The sequence below is a fragment of the Geobacillus lituanicus genome (assembly GCF_050994965.1).
GTDB lineage: Bacteria > Bacillota > Bacilli > Bacillales > Anoxybacillaceae > Geobacillus > Geobacillus stearothermophilus.
Genome location: NZ_CP194773.1, coordinates 2,291,841 through 2,313,888 on the forward strand (window position 1 = coordinate 2,291,841; position 22,048 = coordinate 2,313,888).

Consider the following 22,048-nt stretch of genomic DNA (forward strand, 5'->3'; position numbering starts at 1 on the left):
GCCGATTCGGCCCCTTTCGTGCTAATACCCCATTTCCTCTGCGGCCATGCGCACCACTTCTTCGTCAATGGCGTCCTTTTTCAGCTGATACCCGTATAACAGGCACGTCGTGGCCAACGTGTTGATCACCCGAGGCCATCCCCGCGACTGCAGGGCAATCGCCTCTAACGCCGATGGGGTGAAGATCGGATGCTTCGCCCCGGCCTGTTTCATCCGATGCTCGATGTAGCCCGCCACCTCTTCCCTCTCCAGCGGCCCCATCCGGTATCGCATGATGATCCGTTGGTCGAGAGGGTGGTGCTGATTGAGCCGCAGCTTCCCCTGTAAATGGGGCAGCCCGGCCAAAATCAAGACAAATGGGTTGGTCGAATCCATCTCAAAGTTGAACAAGATCGCGATGTCCTGTAAAAATGCATCCTTTGCTAAATGCATCTCGTCCAAAATGAACACCGGCGTGATCCGCCGTTCATGATACAATCGCTCGATCGCCTGCTGGATTTGGCGGAAGAGGTCTACCTTGCGGTACTTCGGTTCCTCTCCTAATCCCAAGGCCAAACCACGGTAAAAATCCATCACGCCTCCGGTGGATAACGGAAAGTAGACGACATGATACAATGATGGATTCAATGACTCTTTCAGCGCCCGAAGGGCGAACGTCTTGCCCGCCCCCGGCTCTCCGATCAACAGCCCGATCCCCCGGGTTCGTTTCACGTACTCCAGCGCCCGCAACGCTTCCTGAAATGACGCCCCTTGATACGCCTCAGACGGGTCGGTTTCTTTCGCAAACGGCTCCCGCGAAAGGGAGTAAAACGATTTATACACCGTGTTCTCCCTCCTTCGCCGGAATCGCCGCAAACGGGGACCGATGGCGTTTTACATAGGCGTTGTCCTCCAAACGAACCCGAACGGCCTCCGCCACCTTCCTTCCATCTTCGTACACATAGACGCCCCGTTCGTCATAGCGGAGTTCAATCGATTGCCCAATGAACCGGGGCGGCACTTCATACAGCTGCTTGTTCAAGGTGATCGTTCCATCGGCTTTGACCTTGCGGTGCTCCCGCTTCAGAAAAATCGCGTCCAGCCAATCGATGTCTTCGATCCACACCACTCGTTCCACTTGGGACTGAAACACCTCATGCGGCGTTTTCCCATCAAGCGAGGCGTGAGGTTTTCGATGATACTCTTCTTCAAGCCACTTCCAAAAACGCTCGTTCAACTCGTCAAGCGACTTCGGCGGATTCAGCTCCAACAGCGGATAAAACCGCGTCTGCACGGTGCGGAAGAACCGTTCGATTTTCCCCTTGCTTTGCGGATCATACGGCTGGGTGTGGATCAAGGTGATTCCCATCTCGGCGCACGCATACTGCAGCACCTCGGACCGATAAATTTTCCCGTTGTCCGAGTAAATGCGTTTCGGCTTCCCGCAACGAAGCACCGCTTCCTTCGTGACGATCCGCAGCCCGTCAAACTTCTCCGAAGGGAAAAATTGGGCATATGGCACTAACCGCGAGCAGTCATCGATATACGCGATCAAAAACGTTTTCTGGGCTTTCCCATGGACGCGAATCGTGGGTCCATGGGATAAGTCCCCTTGCCATAGCTCATTGATCTGGTCATACGCAAAACGCTTTCGCTCCGGCATCGGCAAGATTTCTTTTCCCACCAGGTTGTGTTTTTTCAACAATCGGTATATAGTAAAGTATGAGAGGGTGGTGGGAATGTCCCCCTGCTTGGTGAGTTGTTCGTAGAATAGGGTCACGGGCATGGTGGGATGTTCCTTCCTCAATGCTAGAATATGATCCTCATCATCGGGGGACAGACGTCTGGAGCGGCCGCGGTCCGAACGGCGCTTCGGCTTCAAGGCGTCGAAGCCCCCTTTTTTGTATCGGGCGCACCAATCCAGAATCGTCTTCGCCGCAATGGGTTTGTCCCCTTGATGAGGAATCGAATGCACTCGCCCGCCCACCTCATTCAAATACGCCTTGGGCTCCACCTGGCCATTCACCAACGGAGCGATCAGCCCGTACCGAAACAGCGCGATGTCGTGTCTCATCGATTCATCCATCCGGATCTCCTCCCTGTCTCCCTGTGATGTTGGACCGTCCCGGTCCCTCTGCCTCCTATCTTACGAAACGGCTCGAGATTCGTCGAGAGGAAGGGTTTGTGGGAACATCAACCATCTCCATTTTTGGTGTTAAGTAGAAAATCAGGAAGCAATTTGATCCGCAAACGGATGCCACCTCTCGTTTGTCCACAGGTCTTGGATGATCGAGCCCACCCCCCGTCCCTCCAAGGTCTGCATCCACCAAACCGCCCGTTCTGTTCTTGCGTTCCCTACAGGGCCGATGATCCCCCACCTTCTCGCCGCCGCGTGATGCAAGCGAGAGAGATTCCGTAAAAATCGTCGGACATAAAACAAGATGACCTCCTTGGTGGGAAAAACAACCTGTTTGGTCTTCGCTCCTTGCCTTGGCGTTTCGAACCATGCTTTGACCGCTTGCCAAATAACCGATCGTGTATATTGAACATACGGGAGGAGGAAAGAAGGCAGCACACTCACGGTTTTGCGACACTCTTGACAGCGATATCGTGCGATCCAAAGGTGATACTCCCCCTCTGCCGTCAACGCATAGCGTTGGTAGTATCCGTGACGATGCAAGGGGCGGCGGGATGAACAGTGGGGGCATTGGTTCACGTCGGGAAAATCGTTCCCTTTCCCACGATCCGTATACGTTTGAATGTCAATGCCAAAGTCGTGAAACTGGATCACACTTCCTCCCCCTCATTGAAACGAATGGAAATCTTTGTCCGAAACAATTCACAAAAAATTTAGCACATTCCTTCAGAAAAGGGGAGAGGGCTTTCTGAAAGAATGTGCAAAAAAATGGGCGTTTTGTGCTGAAATAAAATGATAATTTACAGCATAACCATAGGAAAGAAGTTCTTGTTTAATCACTTTAAATTCTGGCAATCCTAGTGGTATAGAAAGCACTTACGAGACCTCCTTAATGTTTATTTCACCGCTAACATTATTGCCAGGATCTCGTCAGTGCTTTCTCTTTTTTGTCACTAAATCACAAAATTTGGTGATGAACCAAAAATGAAATTAGGAACTATTTCTCATAAATAACTGCAAAAAAAGCGGCCCCAAAGGAATAGGGACCTTCTCCTCCATCACCATATATAAGTATACAAGTCACGCCCTTCATTTTTTTCAATGATCATTCTTTCTCCTCTTCCTGTTTCATTTCACAGGAAATGTTACGATAACTTTTGTCCCTTCCCCTTCTTTGCTTTCAATCGAAATCGTTCCGTCGTATTTTTCGACGAGGCGCTTGGCGATGGAAAGTCCGAGTCCGTTGCCGCCTTGTTTGCGGCTGCGCGCCTTGTCTACGCGGTAAAAGCGATGAAAAACGTAAGGGAGGTCTGCTTGCGGAATGCCGATGCCAAAATCTTGAATGACGATGTTCACTTTCCCATTTTCTTCATAAACAAACAGATGAATGTCTTTCCGTGACTCTCGGCTATATTTCACCGCATTGTCCAACAAAATAATAAAAATTTGCTCGAGGTGCTGAACAGCGATGGAAACAAATACACGTTCTTTGCGGATTAGTTGAAACGTGTAGTTGTCATACACACTCGAAAAGTTGCGGACGACCGAGTCTAGTACAGCGCATACGTCTACTGCTTCTGTCGCTTCTACCGTTTCTATGTCGACACGCGATAGCTGTAACAATTCGTTCACTAAATGAATTAGCCGATCCACTTCTTTTAAACTTGACTGTAGCGATTTGTTTAATACCTCTGGGTCATGTTTTCCCCAGCGGTTTAGCATCGTCAAATGCCCTTTAATGATCGTTAACGGCGTCCGCAATTCGTGGGAGGCGTCCTCAACGAACTGTTTTTGCTGTGAAAATGCTTGTTCTAAATCGTCCATCAAGCCATTAAAGAGCTTGCCAAGCTGTGCAAGTTCGTCATTCGTATCATTAATCGGTACTCGTTCGTTGAGCCCGTTTGTTTTAATTTTTTGCACCGTATTCGTCATCGCCAGCACGTTCACAAGAAGTTGTTTAGCAATAATCGTGCCGCCTAAAAGGCTTAAAATAATCGCTCCTGCCCCCGTTGCAATCATGACGAGAAAAATCGTATCACGGAAGCGATCAAACGCCTCCATGTTGCGGATAATTTCGATCGTACCGGAAAAAATCGTCAACGGCGAACGTAAAATAAGTAACCGATCTTCTCCATGGCGAACGATTTCATATTGTAGCGATGTAGTGTTCTTCGGTTTCACCCAGTCATTCGGAACAGCGTGAGACACCGTCAAGATTGGTTCTCCTGTTTTGTCTAATATGCGTAACAGTTGATTTTTCTCATTAATCGTCGCAAAATATGATTCGTATCGCCGTAATTGTGAAGGGGTTTGAATCGATTTTTCTTTTAAAAATGCTTCCATTTCTGTTAGTTGGTGCCGCATATTTTGTTGCTCATAACTCACAATCCATTTTTCCATCACCAGATACTGTAACAAATTGTACGAGATAAATAGCACGCTTAATAACAAGGAAGACCAAATCGTCAATTTCCATTTGATCGGAAGTTTTTTAATCATTCGCGCATCACATATCCAACGCCTCGAATAGTTTGGATATATTGTTCTTTATTTTCTATGTTTAGCTTGTTGCGTAAATAACGGACATACACATCAACTACGTTCGTTTCCGCAACATAATCATAGCCCCATACTTGATCTAATAACATCTCGCGCGTTAGTACGCGGTTAATATTTCGCATAAACGTTAAAAGGAGCTCAAATTCTTTATTCGTTAGCTCAATCAGCTCTTTCCCGCGTTTGAGCACGCGGGATTCAATGTCCAACTCCAAATCTTTAAACGTTAACAAAAGCGGTTTTGCTTCCCGTTTTTCTTCGCGGCGCAAAATGACACGAATTCGTGCTAACAACTCTTCAATCGCAAACGGTTTAACGACATAATCGTCCGCCCCGCTATCGAGCCCCATGACACGATCCATGACGCTATCTCTTGCGGTTAACATAATAATCGGCGTCTCTTTTTCATTTCGCAAGCGGCGACAAACTTCTACGCCATTCAACCCCGGTAACATCAAATCAAGCAAAATAACGTCGTAATCGTTTTTTATGGCTAGCTCGAGCCCGCTTCGCCCGTCATGTGCTACATTCACTTCGTATCCTTCGTATCGGAGTTCGAGTTCTACAAATTCCGCTAATCCTTCTTCGTCTTCAATTACGAGCAGTCGGTACATACTTTCCTCCTCTACATAAGCAAGTGGATGGCTAAAGCGCCGCCAAATAAAAGCGCGGCCCATTGATGCAGCTGTTTATAGCTTCTGCCCTGTTTTCCTTTGTTAAACCGTTGTAACACATACCCGAGCGTGCTCACAAGAAGCAAGGCGACGAACGCCCCAATGCCGCTATATACTCTGCCCATTTTATCGTCATGATGCAAGAAAAAATATGTGCCATGACTAATAACGAGAAAAAGCGCAAGATAGCCAAATAACGTATGGTGTTTTCGGAAAAAAAGAAACGCTTCTTTCAGGCCGTGCTGCCAACGAATATTTCGCTTCTTTCCTTGAATAAACGCATGGCGAACGAGCCACATTCCGCCACCGGCGATTGCGCTAAATTCTGCGATCGTTCCTAACAGTTTGTATAGTTCTTTATGTGGCGCTTGTCCGGTGAGCCATATAAGTACAAACAGGGCGACGCTTAATGCTGCTAGCAGCGCGCCTGCTATTTTCACCCCTACATGAACAATGGGATGAGAAAAAACTGCTTTCATTTGTCTTCACTCCTTTTGTATTTATCATACCGCATGATGTTAAAGAAAAAAGGGAAAGGAAATGAAAATTTTTTCATAAAACAAATCCCTTCGCTCTTGGCGAAGGGACGGAGTACTCATTCGTTTTCGTCGTCAGCTTCTACTTTTACCACCTTTCCAGTTTCTGCATCGATTTTCACTTCTTGCTTTCCGTTGTTCGTTTGCACCGTAATGCTATAAACCGTTTCATCGTGATCTTTTTCGATCGTTGCTTCTGTTACTTTGCCGCTCACTTGATGTAGCGCAATCGTTGTTGCTTCTTCTTTCGTGATGTTGACGGAATTTGCCTCGCTTCCTTCCACGTCATCGCTCGTTTCGTTGTCGCTTACTTCTTCCCCTTCTGCTTTGTCTTGGTCGTTTTTATCAATCTTCACGACCGCACCTGTTTGCGCATCGACCTTCACATCCGCTAATTTGCCTTGGTCATCTTTCACTTCGACTGCATACACAACGGCGCCGTCTTCATTTTCAAGTTCCGTTCCATTTTCTTTCCCTTTTACATGTTGCAATGCAATGTCGATCGCTTCTTTCTCTGTAATTTTCGCTTTTGCTTGCAGTTGGTCTTGCTCTTGCTCGTCAGATACCTCTTTTGTTGCCTGCGTTTTGCTTGCAGCAAACGCATCATGCTTGAATGTAGCGCCGACGATTCCACCTCCAACGATGGAAAGTGCTAATGCTGGAATGAGAAATTTTTTGTTCATTTTTGTTCCTCCTTGTAATGGGATGTTTTACAGTTCTAATCGTACGGTTTGCAAATGAAACGAACGAAAAACGGATATGAACAAGCACTAATATGTTCATGAAAAATTTTTCACATTTTCTCTCTTCGCTTGTATAATGATAACCGTACAAACGGAACAAAGGGGGGTTTTTGTGCTTACGTTTATGCAACTTTTTGAAGCATACCGCTCGCTTTGGTCGAATCGAGCATTGGCAAAAGAGGAGACGTTGACAGAAGAAACGTGTAAAGCGTTGCTTTATGAGGCGATCGAAAAAGAGCTGCGCGATGAAATGACCCATCCGCGCGTTCGACAAGCGCCAGAAGTAAAATTTCATTATGCCGTCAAACGAATCATGGCCGCACCTTTAGCAGAAGCGGAAAAACTAGATTTAATTGACCTGCATTTAGAAGTGATGGATCATATTATTGTATAAAAAGTAAGCGTAAATCGCTTACTTTTTCATTTATTGGTCATAAAACAAACGAAGTTGAACAAACTATGTACCGACATCATGAAAGGAGGAGATTCGATGCCTTTAGTTCCTTATGACCCGTTTCACCATTTGGAAACGATGCGACGTGATTTCCATCGTTTTTTCACGACTGATTTTCCGTCGCTTTTTCGGGCGGATGAGATGATGCCGCGCATCGACATGCATGAAACGGCCAACGAATACGTCGTTTCGTGCGATTTACCGGGGCTGGAGCGGAAAGAGGATGTGCACATTGACGTGCAGAACAACATGTTGACCATCAGCGGCACGATTCAACGCCACCACGATGTAAGAGAAGAACAAATGCACCGGCGCGAACGCTTCTTTGGTCGCTTCCAGCGTTCGATCACCCTGCCGGCCGATGCGGCGGCGGACAACATTCGCGCGACGTACAAAAACGGCGTGCTTGACATTCATATCCCGAAAACAACGACAGGAACGAAAAAACGGGTCGACATCGAGTTTCATTAATGACAAAAAGCGGCTGACTCAAAAGCCCCTTTTTAACATTTTTTCGATTCGAAACGAAGTGAAAGTGGGAGATGAATGTCGGTTGGCGTTAGCCAACGAATAGGTGTGCGGCTTACCGTTCGGCAAACACGCCCAAGTCGCTTGAAGCCCCCGCCTCTAAGCGAAGCGTAGGTGGCGGGTCGCTCACTGAAATGGAACTAAAGTATGTGAAAGAGACCACCTCTGAACCCCTTGGTTTTATCGGGTTTTTCGTGGTGGTCTCTTTTTCCATGGCGCTCAGATAGAAGCATTATCGCTCTTTTGACCCAGCCCCTTTTCGATTGGCCCCACTGCTTGCGCGGATCACAAGATCTGTCGGCACAACCACTTTCTTGCATATCACCCGCTTCGTCGTCAACCGCTCAACAAGCAGCTCAACAGACGTTTCGCCCATAAACTCCGTGTACACTTTTACAGTTGACAGAGGCGGGTGGAGAAACGCAGCCATCGGTAAATCATTGAATCCGACAACCGCTACATCCTCGGGCACGGCGATCCCGGCTTCATGCAGCGCACGCAGGGCGCCGATCGCCATCGAGTCGCTGGCGATGAAAAACGCCGTCGGCAAGTCGCCGCTTGAGACAGCTTCTTTCATCAGCCGGTAGCCGTCCTCGGCGGTGAAGGCGCCGATCGATACATAGCGCGGATTGTACATTCCTTTCAAATATAAATATTCATAAAACGCCGCCTCGCGCTCATCACGGATTGGCGTCCCTTCGTCGACATATTCGCGGCCGCCGATGTATCCGATTTCCGTATGCCCCATTTCAAGCAAATAGTCTAGCACGGCGATCGTCGCCTGGCGCAGGTCAATGACAACCGAGTCGAACCGCCGCTCATCAGGCGAGCAGTCGACAAATACGATCTGCTTCGCACTCGAAGCAAAGGTGCTGACTTCTTTGGAGCCGAACTTTCCGACGGCGATGACGCCGTCAAGCCCTTCCATCCGTTCGGTCGGATAAACGCCATTTTGCTTAAACAGTTTGACCAGTTCAATGCCGCGGTCAAAACATTCTTTTTCCACCCCGAGGCGAATCGCCATATAATACGGGTCATCGATTTCCTGGCTTTCTGAATACCAGTGAATGAGCCCGAAGCGAAACGATTCACGCGCTTGCTGGCTTCGCTCCCGCAATGTTTTGTAGTTCAGCTCTTGGGCGACTTCAAAAATGCGCCTTCTCGTTTCATCAGAGACGGACAGCGTCGTGTCATAGTTGAGCACGCGCGACACGGTCGCCACCGAGACGCCGACTTTCTCGGCAATTTCTTTTAACGTGGCCATCGTCTGTTCGCACCCCCTTTCTGTTTCATATGAAACGCGTTTTTTCGCCGCATTTAAACAAGAGACGACATGCGCTCCACCACGTGCTGCAGAAAGCGGCGAAACGCCTCTTTCCCGTTTTGGTCCCGTTTAAACACCCCGGCATGTTCCAACACGGTCACAAACCGTTGTCCGACTTCGTGCCGCAAAATGTCATGGACGTTGTCCTTCGTGATGTCCGGATAGGCCGAGCGAATGGCTTCGCACCAATCCCAATGTTTCAGCATCGCCTCGTCCCAGTCTTCTTTCTTTGTCCGATGCACGAGATAATCGGCCAGCGTCTCCAGTTCTACGGCAAGCCGTGCCGGCAGCACCGCCAGCCCCATCACTTCGATCAAGCCGATATTTTCTTTTTTAATATGATGCAATTCTTCATGCGGATGGAAAATGCCGTACGGATGTTCCGCTGACGTCCGGTTGTTGCGCAACACGATGTCCAACTCAAACAAACCGCCGCGCCGCCGGGCGATCGGGGTGATCGTGTTGTGCGGAACATCGCCGCTGTAGGCCATAATCTCGACGCTTGGGTCGCTGTACGTCCGCCATGTTTCATACAAAAAGGCAGCCGCATCCAACACGTCCTCTTTTGGTCCAGTCAAACGGATGACGGACATCGGCCAGCGCACAATGCCGGCGGTGACGGACGGGAACGACGGAAGCGGGATACACTCTTCGATCTCCGCCTTTTCCATCGCAAACGGATAGCGCCCTCCTTGGAAATGGTCATGCACTAAAATCGAGCCGCCGACAATCGGCAAGTCGGCGTTCGAGCCAATGAAATAGTGCGGGAACTTTTCGACGAAATCGAGCAAGCGCTCAAGCGTCTTCCGCTCCATTTTCATCGGCACATGTTCGGCGGAAAAGACGATGCAATGTTCATGATAGTACACGTAGGGAGAATATTGGAAATACCACTGTTCATCCAATAACGTGATCGGGATGACACGGTGATTGGAACGGGCGGGATGGCGCCACGTTCCTTCATATCCTTCGTTTTCTTTGCATAATACACATTTTGGATACGAGGATGACGGCATCTCTTTCAATTTGGCGATTTCCTTCGGGTCTTTTTCCGGCTTTGCCAAGTTAATGGTGATATCCAATTCTCCATAGATGGTTGACACTTTCCAGTGCTGATTGTTGGCGATGCGCGCCGTTTGAATGTAATTGGACGCTTGGCTCAGCGAATAAAACCAGTCCGTCGCCTCCTGCGGGCTGCGGCGGTATCGCTCGTAAAAGGCGCGGATCACTTCCGACGGCCGCGGCATGACGCAGTCCATCAGTCTCGCATCCCATATATCGCGCTCGGTTGTGGTATTCGTTTCCAACAATCCTTGTTCATACGCCCAATCAATCATAGCGTCCAATACCGGGGCCGGCGAGGCCAAGGGAACGTCCTTGACCTCGGCCGGCTGCCATTCCGTGAGTCGGAGCGTTGCCAGCAGGCGGTTGCGCGCGTACACCACATCTTCCGGCGCTAAAAGGCCGCGTTGCTCGGCATAACGGATCAGTTGTTCAATCGCCGCAAAAATCGTTTCCATGTTTACACACCCCGATAGCCGTTTGGCCGCGCTTGATGCCATTCCCATGCCGACGCGACGATATCCGTAATGGACAAGTATTTCGGCTCCCAGCCGAGCTCGCGCTTTGCTTTTTCCGATGAAGCGACAAGTCTCGCCGGATCGCCCAGGCGCCGCGCCACGACGCGAGCGGGGATCGGGTGTCCGGTCACCTGCCGCGCCGCTTCGATCACTTCTTTGACGCTGAAGCCGTTGCCGTTGCCGAGATTGTACACGTCACTGGACGCTCCATTCCGCAGTTTTTCAAGCGCCAACACGTGGGCATCGACGAGATCAAGCACATGGATGTAGTCGCGGATGCACGTGCCGTCGGGCGTGTCGTAGTCATCGCCGAAAATGGAAATTTCCTCGCGCTGGCCAAGCGGCACTTTTAAAATCAATGGAATAAGATGCGTCTCCGGGTTGTGGTCCTCACCGATTGTCGTGCCGTACGCCCCGGCGACATTAAAGTAGCGGAGCGAAATCGAGCGGATGCCATAGGCGCGGTCCGCCCATTTCATCATTTTTTCCATCGCCAGCTTCGTTTCTCCATACGCGTTTGTCGGTTCGGTCGGATCGGTTTCGATGATCGGGATTTGTTTCGGCTCCCCATACACCGCGGCGGTTGAAGAAAAGACGATTTGCTTGACGCCAAATTCCTTCATCACTTCAAGCAGCACTTGTGTCCCGTACACGTTGTTGTCGTAATATTTCAGCGGCTCTTCCATGCTTTCACCGACCAATGAGTTCGCCGCAAAATGAATGACCGCCTCAATGTCATGCTGGCGAAACACCTCGCGCAAAAACTCGCGGTCGCGAATATCGCCTTGGCAAAACACCGCATCAGGGTGAACCGCCTCCCGGTGCCCCGTCTGCAAGTTATCCACCACGACCACGCGCTCCCCTTTTTCAAGCAGACGGTACACCGCATGGCTGCCGATATACCCTGCCCCTCCGCAAACCAAAATCATCGGCTCATCTCCTCCAGTTCCGTGAGTTCTCTCGCCCCGTCACCAACGTCAACGACATAAAAGCTTGCTTCATAACCGATTTTTTCGGCATACGCGTTTCCGACCCGTTCAATGAAATCTTGAACGCATGCCTTTTTCACAATGTTCACCGTGCAGCCGCCGAATCCGGCTCCGGTCATGCGCGCCCCGACCGTTCCTTCGTGCGACCATGCCGCTTCAACGAGCGTGTCGAGTTCAACGCCTGTCACTTCGTAATCATTGCGCAGCGACAAATGCGACTGTTTCATCAACTCGCCAAAGCGGACGAGGTCTCCCCGCTCAAGCGCCCGGGCGGCTTCAAGCGTCCGCTCGTTTTCCGTCACCGCATGGCGGGCCCGTTTTTGTTCAAGCGGGGAAAGAAGATGTGCATAACGGGCCAGTTCCGCGCTTGTCAGCTCGCCGAGCGAGGCGATGTTCCGCACGCTTTGCAGCTTCGCGAGCGCCGCCTCGCACGTCGCCCGCCGCTCGTTGTACGCCGAGTCCGCCAGGCCGCGCTTTTTGTTTGTGTTCGCGATGACGATCGCACAATCGTCAAGCACCAATGGCAAATAGCGGTGCTCGAGCGTCTGGCAGTTTAACAGGATGGCGCAATCTTGTTTTCCCATGCCGACGGCGAACTGATCCATAATGCCGCAATTGACGCCGATGTATTTATTTTCTACGTTTTGGCTCATTTTCACAAGCTCCAGCTGATCAAGCCCGCGCCTGAACAGTTCGTTGAGCATCACCGCGGTCACAAGCTCAATCGACGCCGATGACGACAGCCCGGCGCCGTTCGGGATCGTGCCGTAATACAAAATATCCAATCCGGTCTCAAGCGGGCCAAGCGCTTGAAACGCAGCCAAGATTCCTTTCGGGTAGTTCGCCCAACCGTGTTCGCGACGATAAGACAAGTCGCCGTAAGAGACCGTGATCACTCCCGTTTCCGGGAAGTTTTGCGAATAAAAGCGGACAAACGGCTCATCCGTTTGCCGAACAAGCGCATACGTGCCGATCGCAAGCGCGCACGGCAGCACATGCCCGCCGTTGTAATCCGTATGCTCGCCGATCAAATTGACGCGGCCGGGGGCGAAGAAGGTGCGGATGGCTTCGTCCGAGCCGCTGAAAAGTTCAATAAAACGCTGTTTTAATGAAAATATCATCAAAAGTCCTCCTTAGTTTTTGTATCTTTAGTAAATATTTTAGTTAAAATTTTGTTAAAAATCAACTTTCAATAAAAACAGCGGGTCGCTCCAATCAACCCGCTTAGTTAGAATAGTCATGATCTTAGCATTTTTAACTCAAGCATTAATATCGCATAAGATTTGCTTGTAATGCTTTCCTTCATTAATGGCGCGAATAACTTTAAGGTCGATTTTCGGTTGCCGATGATACGTCAACAACCCGTTAATTTCTTGTTCTACATCTGTCAGCTGCGTGTAACAGAAACCTTGGACAAGAGGTGATTCCAGCATAGCGGAAACAACCTGATAATAGCGTTCCGCAAAGTCCTCATCATTTTCGGCGCCTGAATATCCCCAACCGTCCCAATGGCTCTTCTTGTAGGCAATTCCACCAAATTCCGTGACTAAGATTGGTTCTCCACGATACTCATACCCTGGCACGTAAATCAACCGATGGCCAGGCTGGGAATGCAAAATCGTTTCAAGTGTATGGTAACGTTCCTTAAGGATTTCTTTATTCGGCTCATAATCGTGAATGGTGCAAAGATCGGATTTCGTGTGTTCCCATCCGTCATTCGAAACAACAAGTCTTGTCGGATCTAACGATTTTGTTAAATAGTAAAGACTTAAGGCATGGGCTTGCTGGCGTTGATCAGCAAGCAGGCGCGGCACCCCCCAACTTTCATTGAGCGGCACCCAAACAACAATCGACGGATGGTTGTAATCGCGCTCGATGGCTTCCTGCCACTCGCTCGTGATGCGCTTTACCGCCTCGTCTGTATATATATAGCTGTTGGCCATTTCCCCCCAAACGAGAAGCCCAAGTTTATCGGCCCAATATAAATAACGCGGATCTTCAATTTTTTGATGCTTCCTTACACCGTTAAAGCCCATTTCTTTCGTCAACTCAATATCTTTTCTAATGTCTTCGTCAGACGGCGGAGTCAAAATTCCTTTTGGAAAATAGCCTTGATCTAAAACCAGCTTCATATAGTACGGGCGATTGTTTAGCATAATGACGCCATTTTCCACAGAGATTTTTCTCATGCCGAAATAACTTTCCACACGATCGACTACATGCCCATTTTCCCGAATTGTAAAAACAATATCATATAAATTTGGGTGTTCCGGACTCCACAGTCTTCCAGGACCGTGAACATTGAAATCATGCAAATAAATGCGGCGGCTTCCCTTTCCTTCAACAAGGTGTACTTCATCTTTGGCAATTAACTGTCCATCAAAAGAAATTTCAATCTCTAGTTTTTGGTTTTCTTGGACGTTATTTATTGCATATTCAATCAAAATTTCGTCTGTATCCACATTCGGTGTCATTTTTACCTTTTCTAGATACGTCGCGGCTACTGCCTCGATCCAGACAGTTTGCCAAATGCCGGTTGTTCTTGTGTAAAAAATGGATTCTGACTTTTCCTTCCAATATTGTTTTCCGCGCGGTTGATCCAACTCTTTTGAGTAGTCTTCGACCCGTACAACAATTTCGTTTTCCCCTTCTTTCACAATATGCGTAATCTCCGCATGGAATGGGGTATGTCCGCCTTCATGGGAACAAACAAACTGCCCGTTCACCCATACGGAAGCGCGATAATCGACCGCCCCGAAATGCAAAAGAAGTCGTTTGTTTTTCCATTCATCTGGAAATTCAAACGTTCGCTTATACCAAACAATATCATGAAAGTCGGTCACGCCAATCCCGCTTAACTCGCTCTGATAGCAGAACGGAACGCGGATCGTTTGGCTATATTCATGGTTTTCATACCATTTTTCTTGAATGCCTCGATTTTCATCATCAAATTCAAATTTCCATTCACCATTTAAATTGATCCAATCTGTTCTAACAAATTGCGGACGTGGGTATTCTGGACGTGGAATGTTCATTATTGCCCTCTCCTATTCCTTGTTTTATATCGTTAATAAAACCAGATGGGAACCCTTAAAAAGAACAAGCTCCCTCTGCAACTGTCAACCCATTTTTCGTCTCAGCCATTTCGATAAACAACGGCCTTTCGCTCCCATGAGGGGTATCTGGATAATGCACCGACATATATAATCTCCCTTGAAAGTCTCTAAACAGACTCGCATGCCCTGCGTTTCGATCCAGCAACAATGGTTCGTCATGGACCCATGGCCCAGCAATATCACCACTTTTCGATCGGGCAACAGCCACTACGTATCCCCCATCCCCCCCATAACTAGGCTTAGAATAGCTCGACCAGAGCATGATTAACTCCCCGTTTTTTGCTTGATACATAAAGGGGGCATCAGTTAAAAATCCTTCCTTTTCAATTCGTGGGTCGCCAAAAAGGCGAATCCATTTCATTGATGAGGCGTGTAAAATATCAATTACTTCGCCATATGACCTCTTTAAATCTTTCGTTAAACGAATGGCTTTAATTTTTCCATCGTACTCTTGCGTCCACTCATGGCAAAATACGAGCCACCGCTGACCATGACGGTCTTCATAAAACGTTCCGTCTAAACACTCCCAGTCTCTAGGGGTGACCGGGCCTTCACTATGAGGTTGGTACGGGCCAGCCGGATGGTCGGATACGAGAATAGCAGTGCCCCTGTGTTCCCCAATTCCTCCTTTGAATGTGGCAAACATGTAAAAGCGGCCGTCTATTTCAAATACTTCAGGCGCCCAATACTGCCTTACTCCCCAAAAACCTTTTGGAGGCCGAAAAGCAATGTACGGGCCCTCCCAATCATCCAAGTTGTCACTCGCATACACTTCGAAAATCGGATCTTGATCCCCACACCCATCAGCAAATGTCGTACCGAACAAGTAGTATCTCCCCTCTTTAGCATAAGGAAAAACAAATGGATCCCTTATATGAATATCGTTTGTCTTCCATTTTCTTATCGTTCGAAACCCCTTCTCCATGCTGTCCTCCCTTTGGTTCTTTCGGTTTAATACTGTCACCAATCACTTGATGTAAGGCCCTTCCGTTAGGTCTGTACTTGGTTCTTGGTTTCTAACGCTAGGCCATCCATCTTCCCAAATGATCAGATCAATCATCAAAGGGCGCTTTGTTGCCCCGTTTAACAATCTTGGATCATCTTCATCAATGGCATGATATACAATCCAATCATTGCCTTTATCATCTGTAACGATAGCATTATGGCCAGGACCGACAAATTGCTTGCCGTTTTTTCCAGGCTTTTCGTTGAAAGCTAGGATCGTGGTACCACCACCTTCTAGAAGAGGAATTCCTTTCCGGTCTTTATACGGTCCTTTCACTGACTCGGAACGTCCAACTCTTACATGGTACGTACTATTCTCCCCATCACAACAAGCACCTGCTGAAACAAAAAGATAATAAAATCCATTTCGCTTGATTACATAGGGCGCTTCGTAACTTGTATCAGCGACTTGAAACTTTTGGCCAACGGTATGGAGCCCGTCGTTAGTCAGCTGAACTCCATAAATCCCGTGGAAACTCCCCCAAAACAAATACGATTTTCCGTCCTCGTCTTGAAAAAATTGAGGGTCAATCGAATTATCCACGCCGATACTTTCGCTTGTAAACAACGGACCGTGATCTGTAAACGGACCGCCCGGCTTTGCAGCAGTAGCTACCCCAATGGCAGGATTCGGATCTCCCCAAACAGAGAAGGCGTAATATAAATAATATTTTCCATCCTGATGCCAGGAAATATCCGGAGCCCATAAGCCTCCTCCTCCTTCTTTCCAAACAGGTTTTTGTGCAAATGCATCTCGATAAAATGTCCAATGAATCAAATCTTTCGAGCGAATAATCGGAATCAGGTGCGGTCCATGTCCATCTCCCCAGTCGTCCTCCGTGCCGTAAGCATAATAGTATCCGTCACTTCCTTTAATAATGGATGGGTCAGCAAACGTCGGACCGAAAATAGGATTTTGATAGCGTTCTGGTCTCAGCAACAGCCAAACTCCTCCGATAGCACCGATAACGAGAAGAGATGCCAACGTGTACACGATTCGTTTTTTGTCTTTCACATTCTCTTCCCTTTCCTTAATATTATTTAATCCCGGCTTGTGTGACAGCTTTCACGAACGACTTTTGGGCAATTAAGAAAATCACCATAACGGGAATGGTTGCAACTGTCGATAAAGCCATTAGTTTATTTGGCATATTGACATAACTTCCCTGTGTCATAATCGCAATTCCCGCTGTCAACGTTCTCATTTCATCCGAGTTAGTCGCATACAGCGGCCAGACGAAATCATTGAATACTCCCATAAACGTTAAAATGGCAAGCGTCCATAGTGCGGGTTTCGCTGATGGCAATAAGATCCGATAAAAAATCTGGAATTTATTCGCGCCATCCAAATAGGCTGCTTCTTCAATTTCTTTGGGGAAGGAAGAGAAAAACTGGTAAAGCAAAAATACCCCAAACGCTCCCGCTGTATAAGGCAAAATTAGCGCCCAATAGGTGTCAATCAACCCAAGGCTGTTGAATTCGGCATACAGCGGCAGAAACCAAACAATACTCGGGATCATCATCGTGCTCACAATGATTGAAAATATCGTTTTTCTAAACGGAATGTCCAAGCGCGCTAATCCGTATGCCGCTAAGGCATCAATCGTTACGACTAATATTGTAGTAATGATCCCAACAAATAAAGAGTTGAATATCCATCGAAGGATCGGAACGTTTAATTCTCCCCCCGTTAACACATTACTATAATTGGCAAACGTCGGGTTGTCCGGGATCACATTCAAATTCGGCAATATGGCTTCGATGTCGTCCTTGAAAGATATCGAAACCATCCATAATAATGGCATAATAAACACTACTGCCAAAATGCTTGCAATTGTAATGAGAAGCGCAGATTTCATATACCTCATCGTATTCACCCCTCCCTTTTATTCGCGAGACGAAATTGGATAATAGAAACACCTATAATCATTAACGCCATTAATAATGCCATGGCGGATGCCGCTCCCATTCGATGCTGGCCAAACGCCACGTCGAAGACGTTCATCAGCAGCACGGTTGTTTCCGAGCCGGGTCCTCCACGGGTCATCAAGAATGGCTGAGCATAAATATTAAACGAAGCAATCGTTGAGGTGATCACTACAAAAATCATAATTCTCCGGATCGACGGCAAGGTAATGTATATGAACCGCTGCCATGCATTAGCTCCATCGATTTTTGCGGCTTCATACATTTCCTCCGACACCTCGTTAAGGGCATTGATAAAAATAAGCATATTAAATCCAATGGTCCACCAAAGCGTAGCGCCGACAAGGGCAATCCAAACCCATGGAAGATCGGTAAGCCAGCCAATTTGCGACCCGAGATGGAGTTTGCTTAATATGATATTAAGAAGTCCTGCGTTCGTATCAAACACACGAATGAAAATCACGGCCATTACGGATGCCGAAACCGCATACGGCATAAAAAAGATGGTGCGATACACTCCGCGAATTTTAGAAGGAAGCGAATTCACCAACAAAGCTAACGCTAAACCGATGACGATTAAAAAGGGAACAGAATAAATGACAAACTTAATCGTTCCAAGCAGTCCCTGAAAAAAACTTGTATGGAGGTAGTTCCCTTCCGTGAAAATATCAATATAATTTTGCCAACCAACAAAATGGCGTTCTGCTGACAGCAATTCGTAATCTTGAAAGCTCATCATAATCCCGTGGACAAGAGGATACACTAAAAAGGCGATAAAGCAGACGAGGTACGGTAAAACGAATAAACTAGACGTTAGCTTTGACCTCCACTTCTGTTTAGAACGTTCGACTTTTATATTCACTGAAGCTCGATCAGATGGTAAATGTGGCGTCAATTGCGGCTTGGCATTGTTTTTCATTAACTCACCACCCTTATACTATTTAATCAGGCAGGTGATGCCACCTGCCTGATCCATTGTGTTATTTGACTTGCAACGCTTTTTCTTGCGCTTCGTCCAACGCCTTTTGTGGATCCTTTTGCCCGAGAAGCACGAGATTGATTTGTTTGTAAAGATCAGTCGTCATGGCTCCCCAGTTGATGACAGGCGGGTTAAATTGCACATAATCAAATTGTTGGGCGACAATCGTTTGTTGTTGTGTCAATTTCTTAAACTCGTCACTTGCAAGAACTTGTTTCGATGCTACGGCTTGGCCGGACTGCGCCCAATCGATCGAGTGACCTGCTACATATTTCAAGAAATTACCAATCCCTTCAAGAACTTTTGAATCCTTCACGTCCTTCGGAATGACAAACGTGTGAGACCCTGCTTGCACAGCCTGTTGTTTCGTACCAAGTTGCGGCACCGGAGCTACTCCGTAATTAATTTTTGCCTTATCAAACTGGTCCTTCATCCAAGGTCCATTCAGTTGCATGGCGTTTTTCCCTTGGAGGAACAACGTCACTTCGCCATCTTGGGCTACTTTTTCCGGCGACACTTTATACTTGTAAACTAAGTCTTTTAAAAACGTCAGTGCCTCAACTGCTTCCGGAGAATTCAATCGGGGTTTTCCTTGTTCATCGGCCAGTTTCACACCATTCTGTCCTACAATAGTCGGGAAAATGAACTGTTGTGGCCAAAGGGTTGGAACGACATATCCCCATTGCCCCTTTGATTGGTCGGTCAATTTTTTGGCCGCTTCGATAAATTCTTCTCGATTGGTAGGAGGATGATCAATTCCAGCCGCTTTAAATAAATCTTTGTTGTAATACAGAACTAACGGGTGAATATCCAATGGAATTCCATACCACTTTCCATCAATTGTTGCATACTTAACCGGCGCCTCTACAAAATCTTCTTTTTTAATTCCCGCTTTAGCGGCTATATCATCAACAGGTTGCAATTGCCCCTTCTTTTGATAAGTCGGTATTTGGTCAACATGCATAATCATAAGATCCGGACGTTTTTTTCCTGTGCTTAAAGCTAGGTCGACTTGTTTATAATACTCTCCGCTTGGGATGATTTGAAACTTTACGTGGTACTTATTAGATTGCTTATTGTAATCATCAACAATTTTTTTCATAAATGGGCCATCAGGTCCGGAGAACGGAGTCCAGAATGTAATTTCTTGTTTTCCTCCCGAAGTCGGAGAGGAAGATGCATCTCCGGATGTTTTTGCATTACACCCTGCCACCATCAACGATGCACCTAGAAGAGCAGCTACCACAATCCCTTTTGTCTTCTTTAACCAACTCATAAAACTACCCCCTTTTAACTTTTAAAATCGCAACATTCATCCCTATCTAGTTATCTATATGAAAGAAAACTAGTAGGCCTATCTAGTAAAACGGAGACGCATCACCAAATCAGTTTCATAGTTACCAAATTTTCTTCCAAACAAATTGACTCCTCCGTCGTTAATTGCGTCCGGTTTTACACCGATGCGGACGGTAATAAATGAGGCTTGCTCCAACCGGAGATCATCCACTGTCACATCGGATATGATTCGCCCATCGATAAACGCTCCCTGATCAGTGACACGCCATGTTTTGAGAAGGCCGAATTGTGTATTGACCTCACTCCACCATGAAGGGGTCAAAACCCCGCGTTCACCGCCAAAGTCACCTGGGCTCGTCCATGTTCCCACTTCTATTCCATTAATCCAGAGCGTGATGTCAGATGGCCAATTTGGGTTATGCAACGGCGCTTCCGAACAGACTTCCATCATGAGCTCAAGATTATTTACCTTCGCTCCAGGAGGGGTGCGATTAGGGAATCGGTATTCAACAAACCCGTGCCGAAACCAAATTAACTGGGCGTTCGTTCGTTCAGGCTCAAGAAATGAACTTGGATCATCAAGCTCACCGATAATATTGGAATCGCTTACAATGCCACATGTCGGCGAAACCTGAAAATCAAAGAAATGTCCAACTGGCATAGAAATCTCTATAAAATCATGATGATGGACTTGTACAGGTTCCCCTGTTTCCACGATAATCTTGCTAAATACTGCGGCGCATATTTTTTGTGTTCCTCTTGTACCTGGAACCATTTCTGTGCGAATTAAGTTGGCGTCCTCCAGCTTTTTAATATTCACCGCCGCCGTGGATGGGGGAATGTTGAACATTTCGGCAATTTCTACGACATTCATCGGACGTTCGAGCAGCTTTTTAAAGATGGCGACCCGCAAATCACTCGACAAAGCTTTGGCAATCTCCACAAAATCATCTAGATTAGTAGTTAACACCCTCGTCGCTACTTCTGTATTTGACGAATCAACCATCAACTTTGGCATCACTATTTATTCACCTACTTTTATAAACCTTGATAAATTCAAACAAGTTTTATTGAATGATTAAAACGAAATTCTCAATATACAATGGGATTCTGATCACTAACAAAGTGACCAACTTTTATTAGAGCCACACCCAAGAGGATAGACTCTCTTGATCTCCAAGCTCCTTCCATCCACTTATAAAGAAACTCGCTTTTTACTTAACTTTTTAAGTAAAAGTGTTTACGCTTTCATCATAACAAATTCAAAATCATCTGTCTACTATTTTTAAACAACTTTTTTTGAATGTTTACTATTTTTTTGTTTGATTTCGCTCAAAACGAAACCAAAACATTATACTCATTCGTATAATTCACAAAGGTCGATGTATCCTAAAGCATAGGACGAATATGGAGGCTCAAAACATGGATGCCAAACTACATTTACAAAAGGAATTAAAGCAAATCGAACAGTGGGAACACTCCCAAAAAGACCTATGGTTTTGGGAAAAGCTCGGCCGCTTGCCGTTTCAAGTACTCGATAAGCTGACCCCCAAAATCGTCCATCGAAAACTCGGACAGCTGCTTGATGAGCTGGGCAGCTATATTCAAAGCGGCGGGCAATACTTAGTGAATGAAGGAAAGGTATTGGACAAGCTTGGCGTATCGTCGTTGGCCGAGGTGCCGCACTTGCCGCTTGCGACGATGGATCGCGTTTGCGACGAGTTGATTGATGCCCGCGTCACGTTCGCCCAGCTGCAAGGAGCGGCGACCGGGGTCGGCGGGGCGTTGACGTTGGCGGTGGACATTCCGGCACTTCTCGGCTTAGCGCTGAAAACGCTGCAAGAGATCGCCATCGTGTATGGATACGATCCGAAGGACAAAGAGGAGCGCGTGTTTGTCGTCAAATACCTTCAGTTTGCCGCGGCGGACATCGTCGGGAAAAAAGCGATTTTGGACGAACTTTCGTCGTTCTCCCATGAACGCGGGCGCGTCTTTTCCGAACTGCAAGGCTGGCGGGAAGTGATGATGACGTTCCGCGACCAATACGGATGGAAAAAGCTGTTTCAAACCGTGCCGATCATCGGCGTCATTTTCGGTTCGCTGTTTAACAAATCGTTTATGGAAGACATCGCCGAAACCGGGAAGATGCTTTATCGGAAGCGGCGCATTATCGAGAAGCTCAAACAGTTTGAACCCGGCATCTAACATGCCGGGTTCAATTTGTTT

At 47.3% G+C, this 22,048-nt stretch carries 21 protein-coding genes; 3 read left to right on the plus strand and 18 right to left on the minus strand.

Translation table 11 applies throughout. The features are described 5' to 3' along the window. Positions 1 to 21: 21 nt before the first annotated feature. From ACR1UW_RS11615 to ACR1UW_RS11645, 7 genes are all read right to left on the minus strand, one after another. The gene (locus ACR1UW_RS11615; protein ID WP_020961374.1) at positions 22 to 822 is read right to left on the minus strand and encodes an ExeA family protein; all 801 of its coding nucleotides are present in this window, start codon (positions 820 to 822) and stop codon (positions 22 to 24) included. Next, positions 815 to 2,065, minus strand: a complete 1,251-nt coding sequence (locus tag ACR1UW_RS11620; protein ID WP_047818978.1) for an IS481 family transposase — start codon at positions 2,063 to 2,065, stop codon at positions 815 to 817. Before ACR1UW_RS11620 ends, ACR1UW_RS11615 begins: the two co-directional genes overlap by 8 nt. A gap of 141 nt (positions 2,066 to 2,206) precedes the next feature. After that, complete coding sequence (locus tag ACR1UW_RS11625) at positions 2,207 to 2,770, minus strand: DUF6431 domain-containing protein (RefSeq protein ID WP_498932906.1); 564 nt, start codon at positions 2,768 to 2,770, stop codon at positions 2,207 to 2,209. Positions 2,771 to 3,244: 474 nt separating this feature from the next. Then, entirely contained in the window at positions 3,245 to 4,615 is a 1,371-nt protein-coding gene (locus tag ACR1UW_RS11630) for a HAMP domain-containing sensor histidine kinase (protein WP_498933424.1), read from the minus strand. Then, a complete protein-coding gene (locus tag ACR1UW_RS11635) occupies positions 4,612 to 5,286 on the minus strand; it encodes a response regulator transcription factor (protein WP_429883223.1) in 675 nt (224 codons plus the stop codon). The genes ACR1UW_RS11630 and ACR1UW_RS11635 overlap by 4 nt, the downstream gene beginning before the upstream one ends. Before the next feature lie 11 nt (positions 5,287 to 5,297). Further along, positions 5,298 to 5,825 carry a hypothetical protein gene (locus tag ACR1UW_RS11640; RefSeq protein WP_487164683.1) on the minus strand — a complete coding sequence of 176 codons (528 nt, stop codon included), beginning with the start codon at positions 5,823 to 5,825 and terminating at the stop codon, positions 5,298 to 5,300. A gap of 116 nt (positions 5,826 to 5,941) precedes the next feature. Further along, a complete protein-coding gene (locus ACR1UW_RS11645) occupies positions 5,942 to 6,565 on the minus strand; it encodes a PepSY domain-containing protein (RefSeq protein WP_498933427.1) in 624 nt (207 codons plus the stop codon). Between the two features lie 172 nt (positions 6,566 to 6,737). Between ACR1UW_RS11645 and yoyC the strand changes: the two genes are divergently transcribed. Both yoyC and ACR1UW_RS11655 read left to right on the plus strand, forming a co-directional pair. Continuing rightward, entirely contained in the window at positions 6,738 to 7,019 is a 282-nt protein-coding gene (gene yoyC / locus ACR1UW_RS11650) for a protein YoyC (protein ID WP_429883226.1), read from the plus strand. 96 nt (positions 7,020 to 7,115) lie between these two features. Further along, a complete protein-coding gene (locus ACR1UW_RS11655; protein ID WP_498933429.1) occupies positions 7,116 to 7,550 on the plus strand; it encodes an Hsp20/alpha crystallin family protein in 435 nt (144 codons plus the stop codon). Positions 7,551 to 7,839: 289 nt separating this feature from the next. Here ACR1UW_RS11655 and ACR1UW_RS11660 read toward each other — a convergent pair whose 3' ends face one another. From ACR1UW_RS11660 to ACR1UW_RS11710, 11 genes are all read right to left on the minus strand, one after another. After that, positions 7,840 to 8,871, minus strand: a complete 1,032-nt coding sequence (locus tag ACR1UW_RS11660) for a LacI family DNA-binding transcriptional regulator (RefSeq protein WP_498933431.1) — start codon at positions 8,869 to 8,871, stop codon at positions 7,840 to 7,842. 53 nt (positions 8,872 to 8,924) lie between these two features. Continuing rightward, positions 8,925 to 10,451, minus strand: coding sequence for a UDP-glucose--hexose-1-phosphate uridylyltransferase (galT, locus tag ACR1UW_RS11665; RefSeq protein ID WP_498933433.1), 1,527 nt, complete (start codon positions 10,449 to 10,451; stop codon positions 8,925 to 8,927). Positions 10,452 to 10,453: 2 nt separating this feature from the next. Further along, a complete protein-coding gene (gene galE, locus ACR1UW_RS11670; protein ID WP_498933435.1) occupies positions 10,454 to 11,440 on the minus strand; it encodes a UDP-glucose 4-epimerase GalE in 987 nt (328 codons plus the stop codon). Further along, the gene (locus ACR1UW_RS11675; protein WP_498933437.1) at positions 11,437 to 12,621 is read right to left on the minus strand and encodes a galactokinase; all 1,185 of its coding nucleotides are present in this window, start codon (positions 12,619 to 12,621) and stop codon (positions 11,437 to 11,439) included. Before ACR1UW_RS11675 ends, galE begins: the two co-directional genes overlap by 4 nt. 138 nt (positions 12,622 to 12,759) lie before the next feature. Next, a complete protein-coding gene (locus ACR1UW_RS11680) occupies positions 12,760 to 14,535 on the minus strand; it encodes a glycoside hydrolase family 2 protein (RefSeq protein WP_498933439.1) in 1,776 nt (591 codons plus the stop codon). Between the two features lie 55 nt (positions 14,536 to 14,590). Next, on the minus strand, positions 14,591 to 15,541 hold the full coding sequence (locus ACR1UW_RS11685; RefSeq protein WP_498933441.1) for a glycoside hydrolase family 43 protein: 951 nt from the start codon (positions 15,539 to 15,541) through the stop codon (positions 14,591 to 14,593). Between the two features lie 42 nt (positions 15,542 to 15,583). Further along, positions 15,584 to 16,636, minus strand: coding sequence for a family 43 glycosylhydrolase (locus ACR1UW_RS11690; RefSeq protein ID WP_498933443.1), 1,053 nt, complete (start codon positions 16,634 to 16,636; stop codon positions 15,584 to 15,586). Positions 16,637 to 16,658: 22 nt separating this feature from the next. After that, positions 16,659 to 17,489, minus strand: coding sequence for a carbohydrate ABC transporter permease (locus ACR1UW_RS11695; RefSeq protein WP_498933445.1), 831 nt, complete (start codon positions 17,487 to 17,489; stop codon positions 16,659 to 16,661). Between the two features lie 5 nt (positions 17,490 to 17,494). Continuing rightward, complete coding sequence (locus tag ACR1UW_RS11700) at positions 17,495 to 18,466, minus strand: carbohydrate ABC transporter permease (protein WP_498933447.1); 972 nt, start codon at positions 18,464 to 18,466, stop codon at positions 17,495 to 17,497. A gap of 61 nt (positions 18,467 to 18,527) precedes the next feature. Next, positions 18,528 to 19,802, minus strand: a complete 1,275-nt coding sequence (locus tag ACR1UW_RS11705; RefSeq protein ID WP_498933449.1) for an ABC transporter substrate-binding protein — start codon at positions 19,800 to 19,802, stop codon at positions 18,528 to 18,530. 78 nt (positions 19,803 to 19,880) lie between these two features. Further along, a complete protein-coding gene (locus ACR1UW_RS11710; RefSeq protein WP_498933451.1) occupies positions 19,881 to 20,840 on the minus strand; it encodes an ArsR/SmtB family transcription factor in 960 nt (319 codons plus the stop codon). A gap of 404 nt (positions 20,841 to 21,244) precedes the next feature. Between ACR1UW_RS11710 and ACR1UW_RS11715 the strand changes: the two genes are divergently transcribed. Beyond that, positions 21,245 to 22,027 carry an EcsC family protein gene (locus ACR1UW_RS11715; protein WP_498933453.1) on the plus strand — a complete coding sequence of 261 codons (783 nt, stop codon included), beginning with the start codon at positions 21,245 to 21,247 and terminating at the stop codon, positions 22,025 to 22,027. Positions 22,028 to 22,048 lie beyond the last annotated feature (21 nt).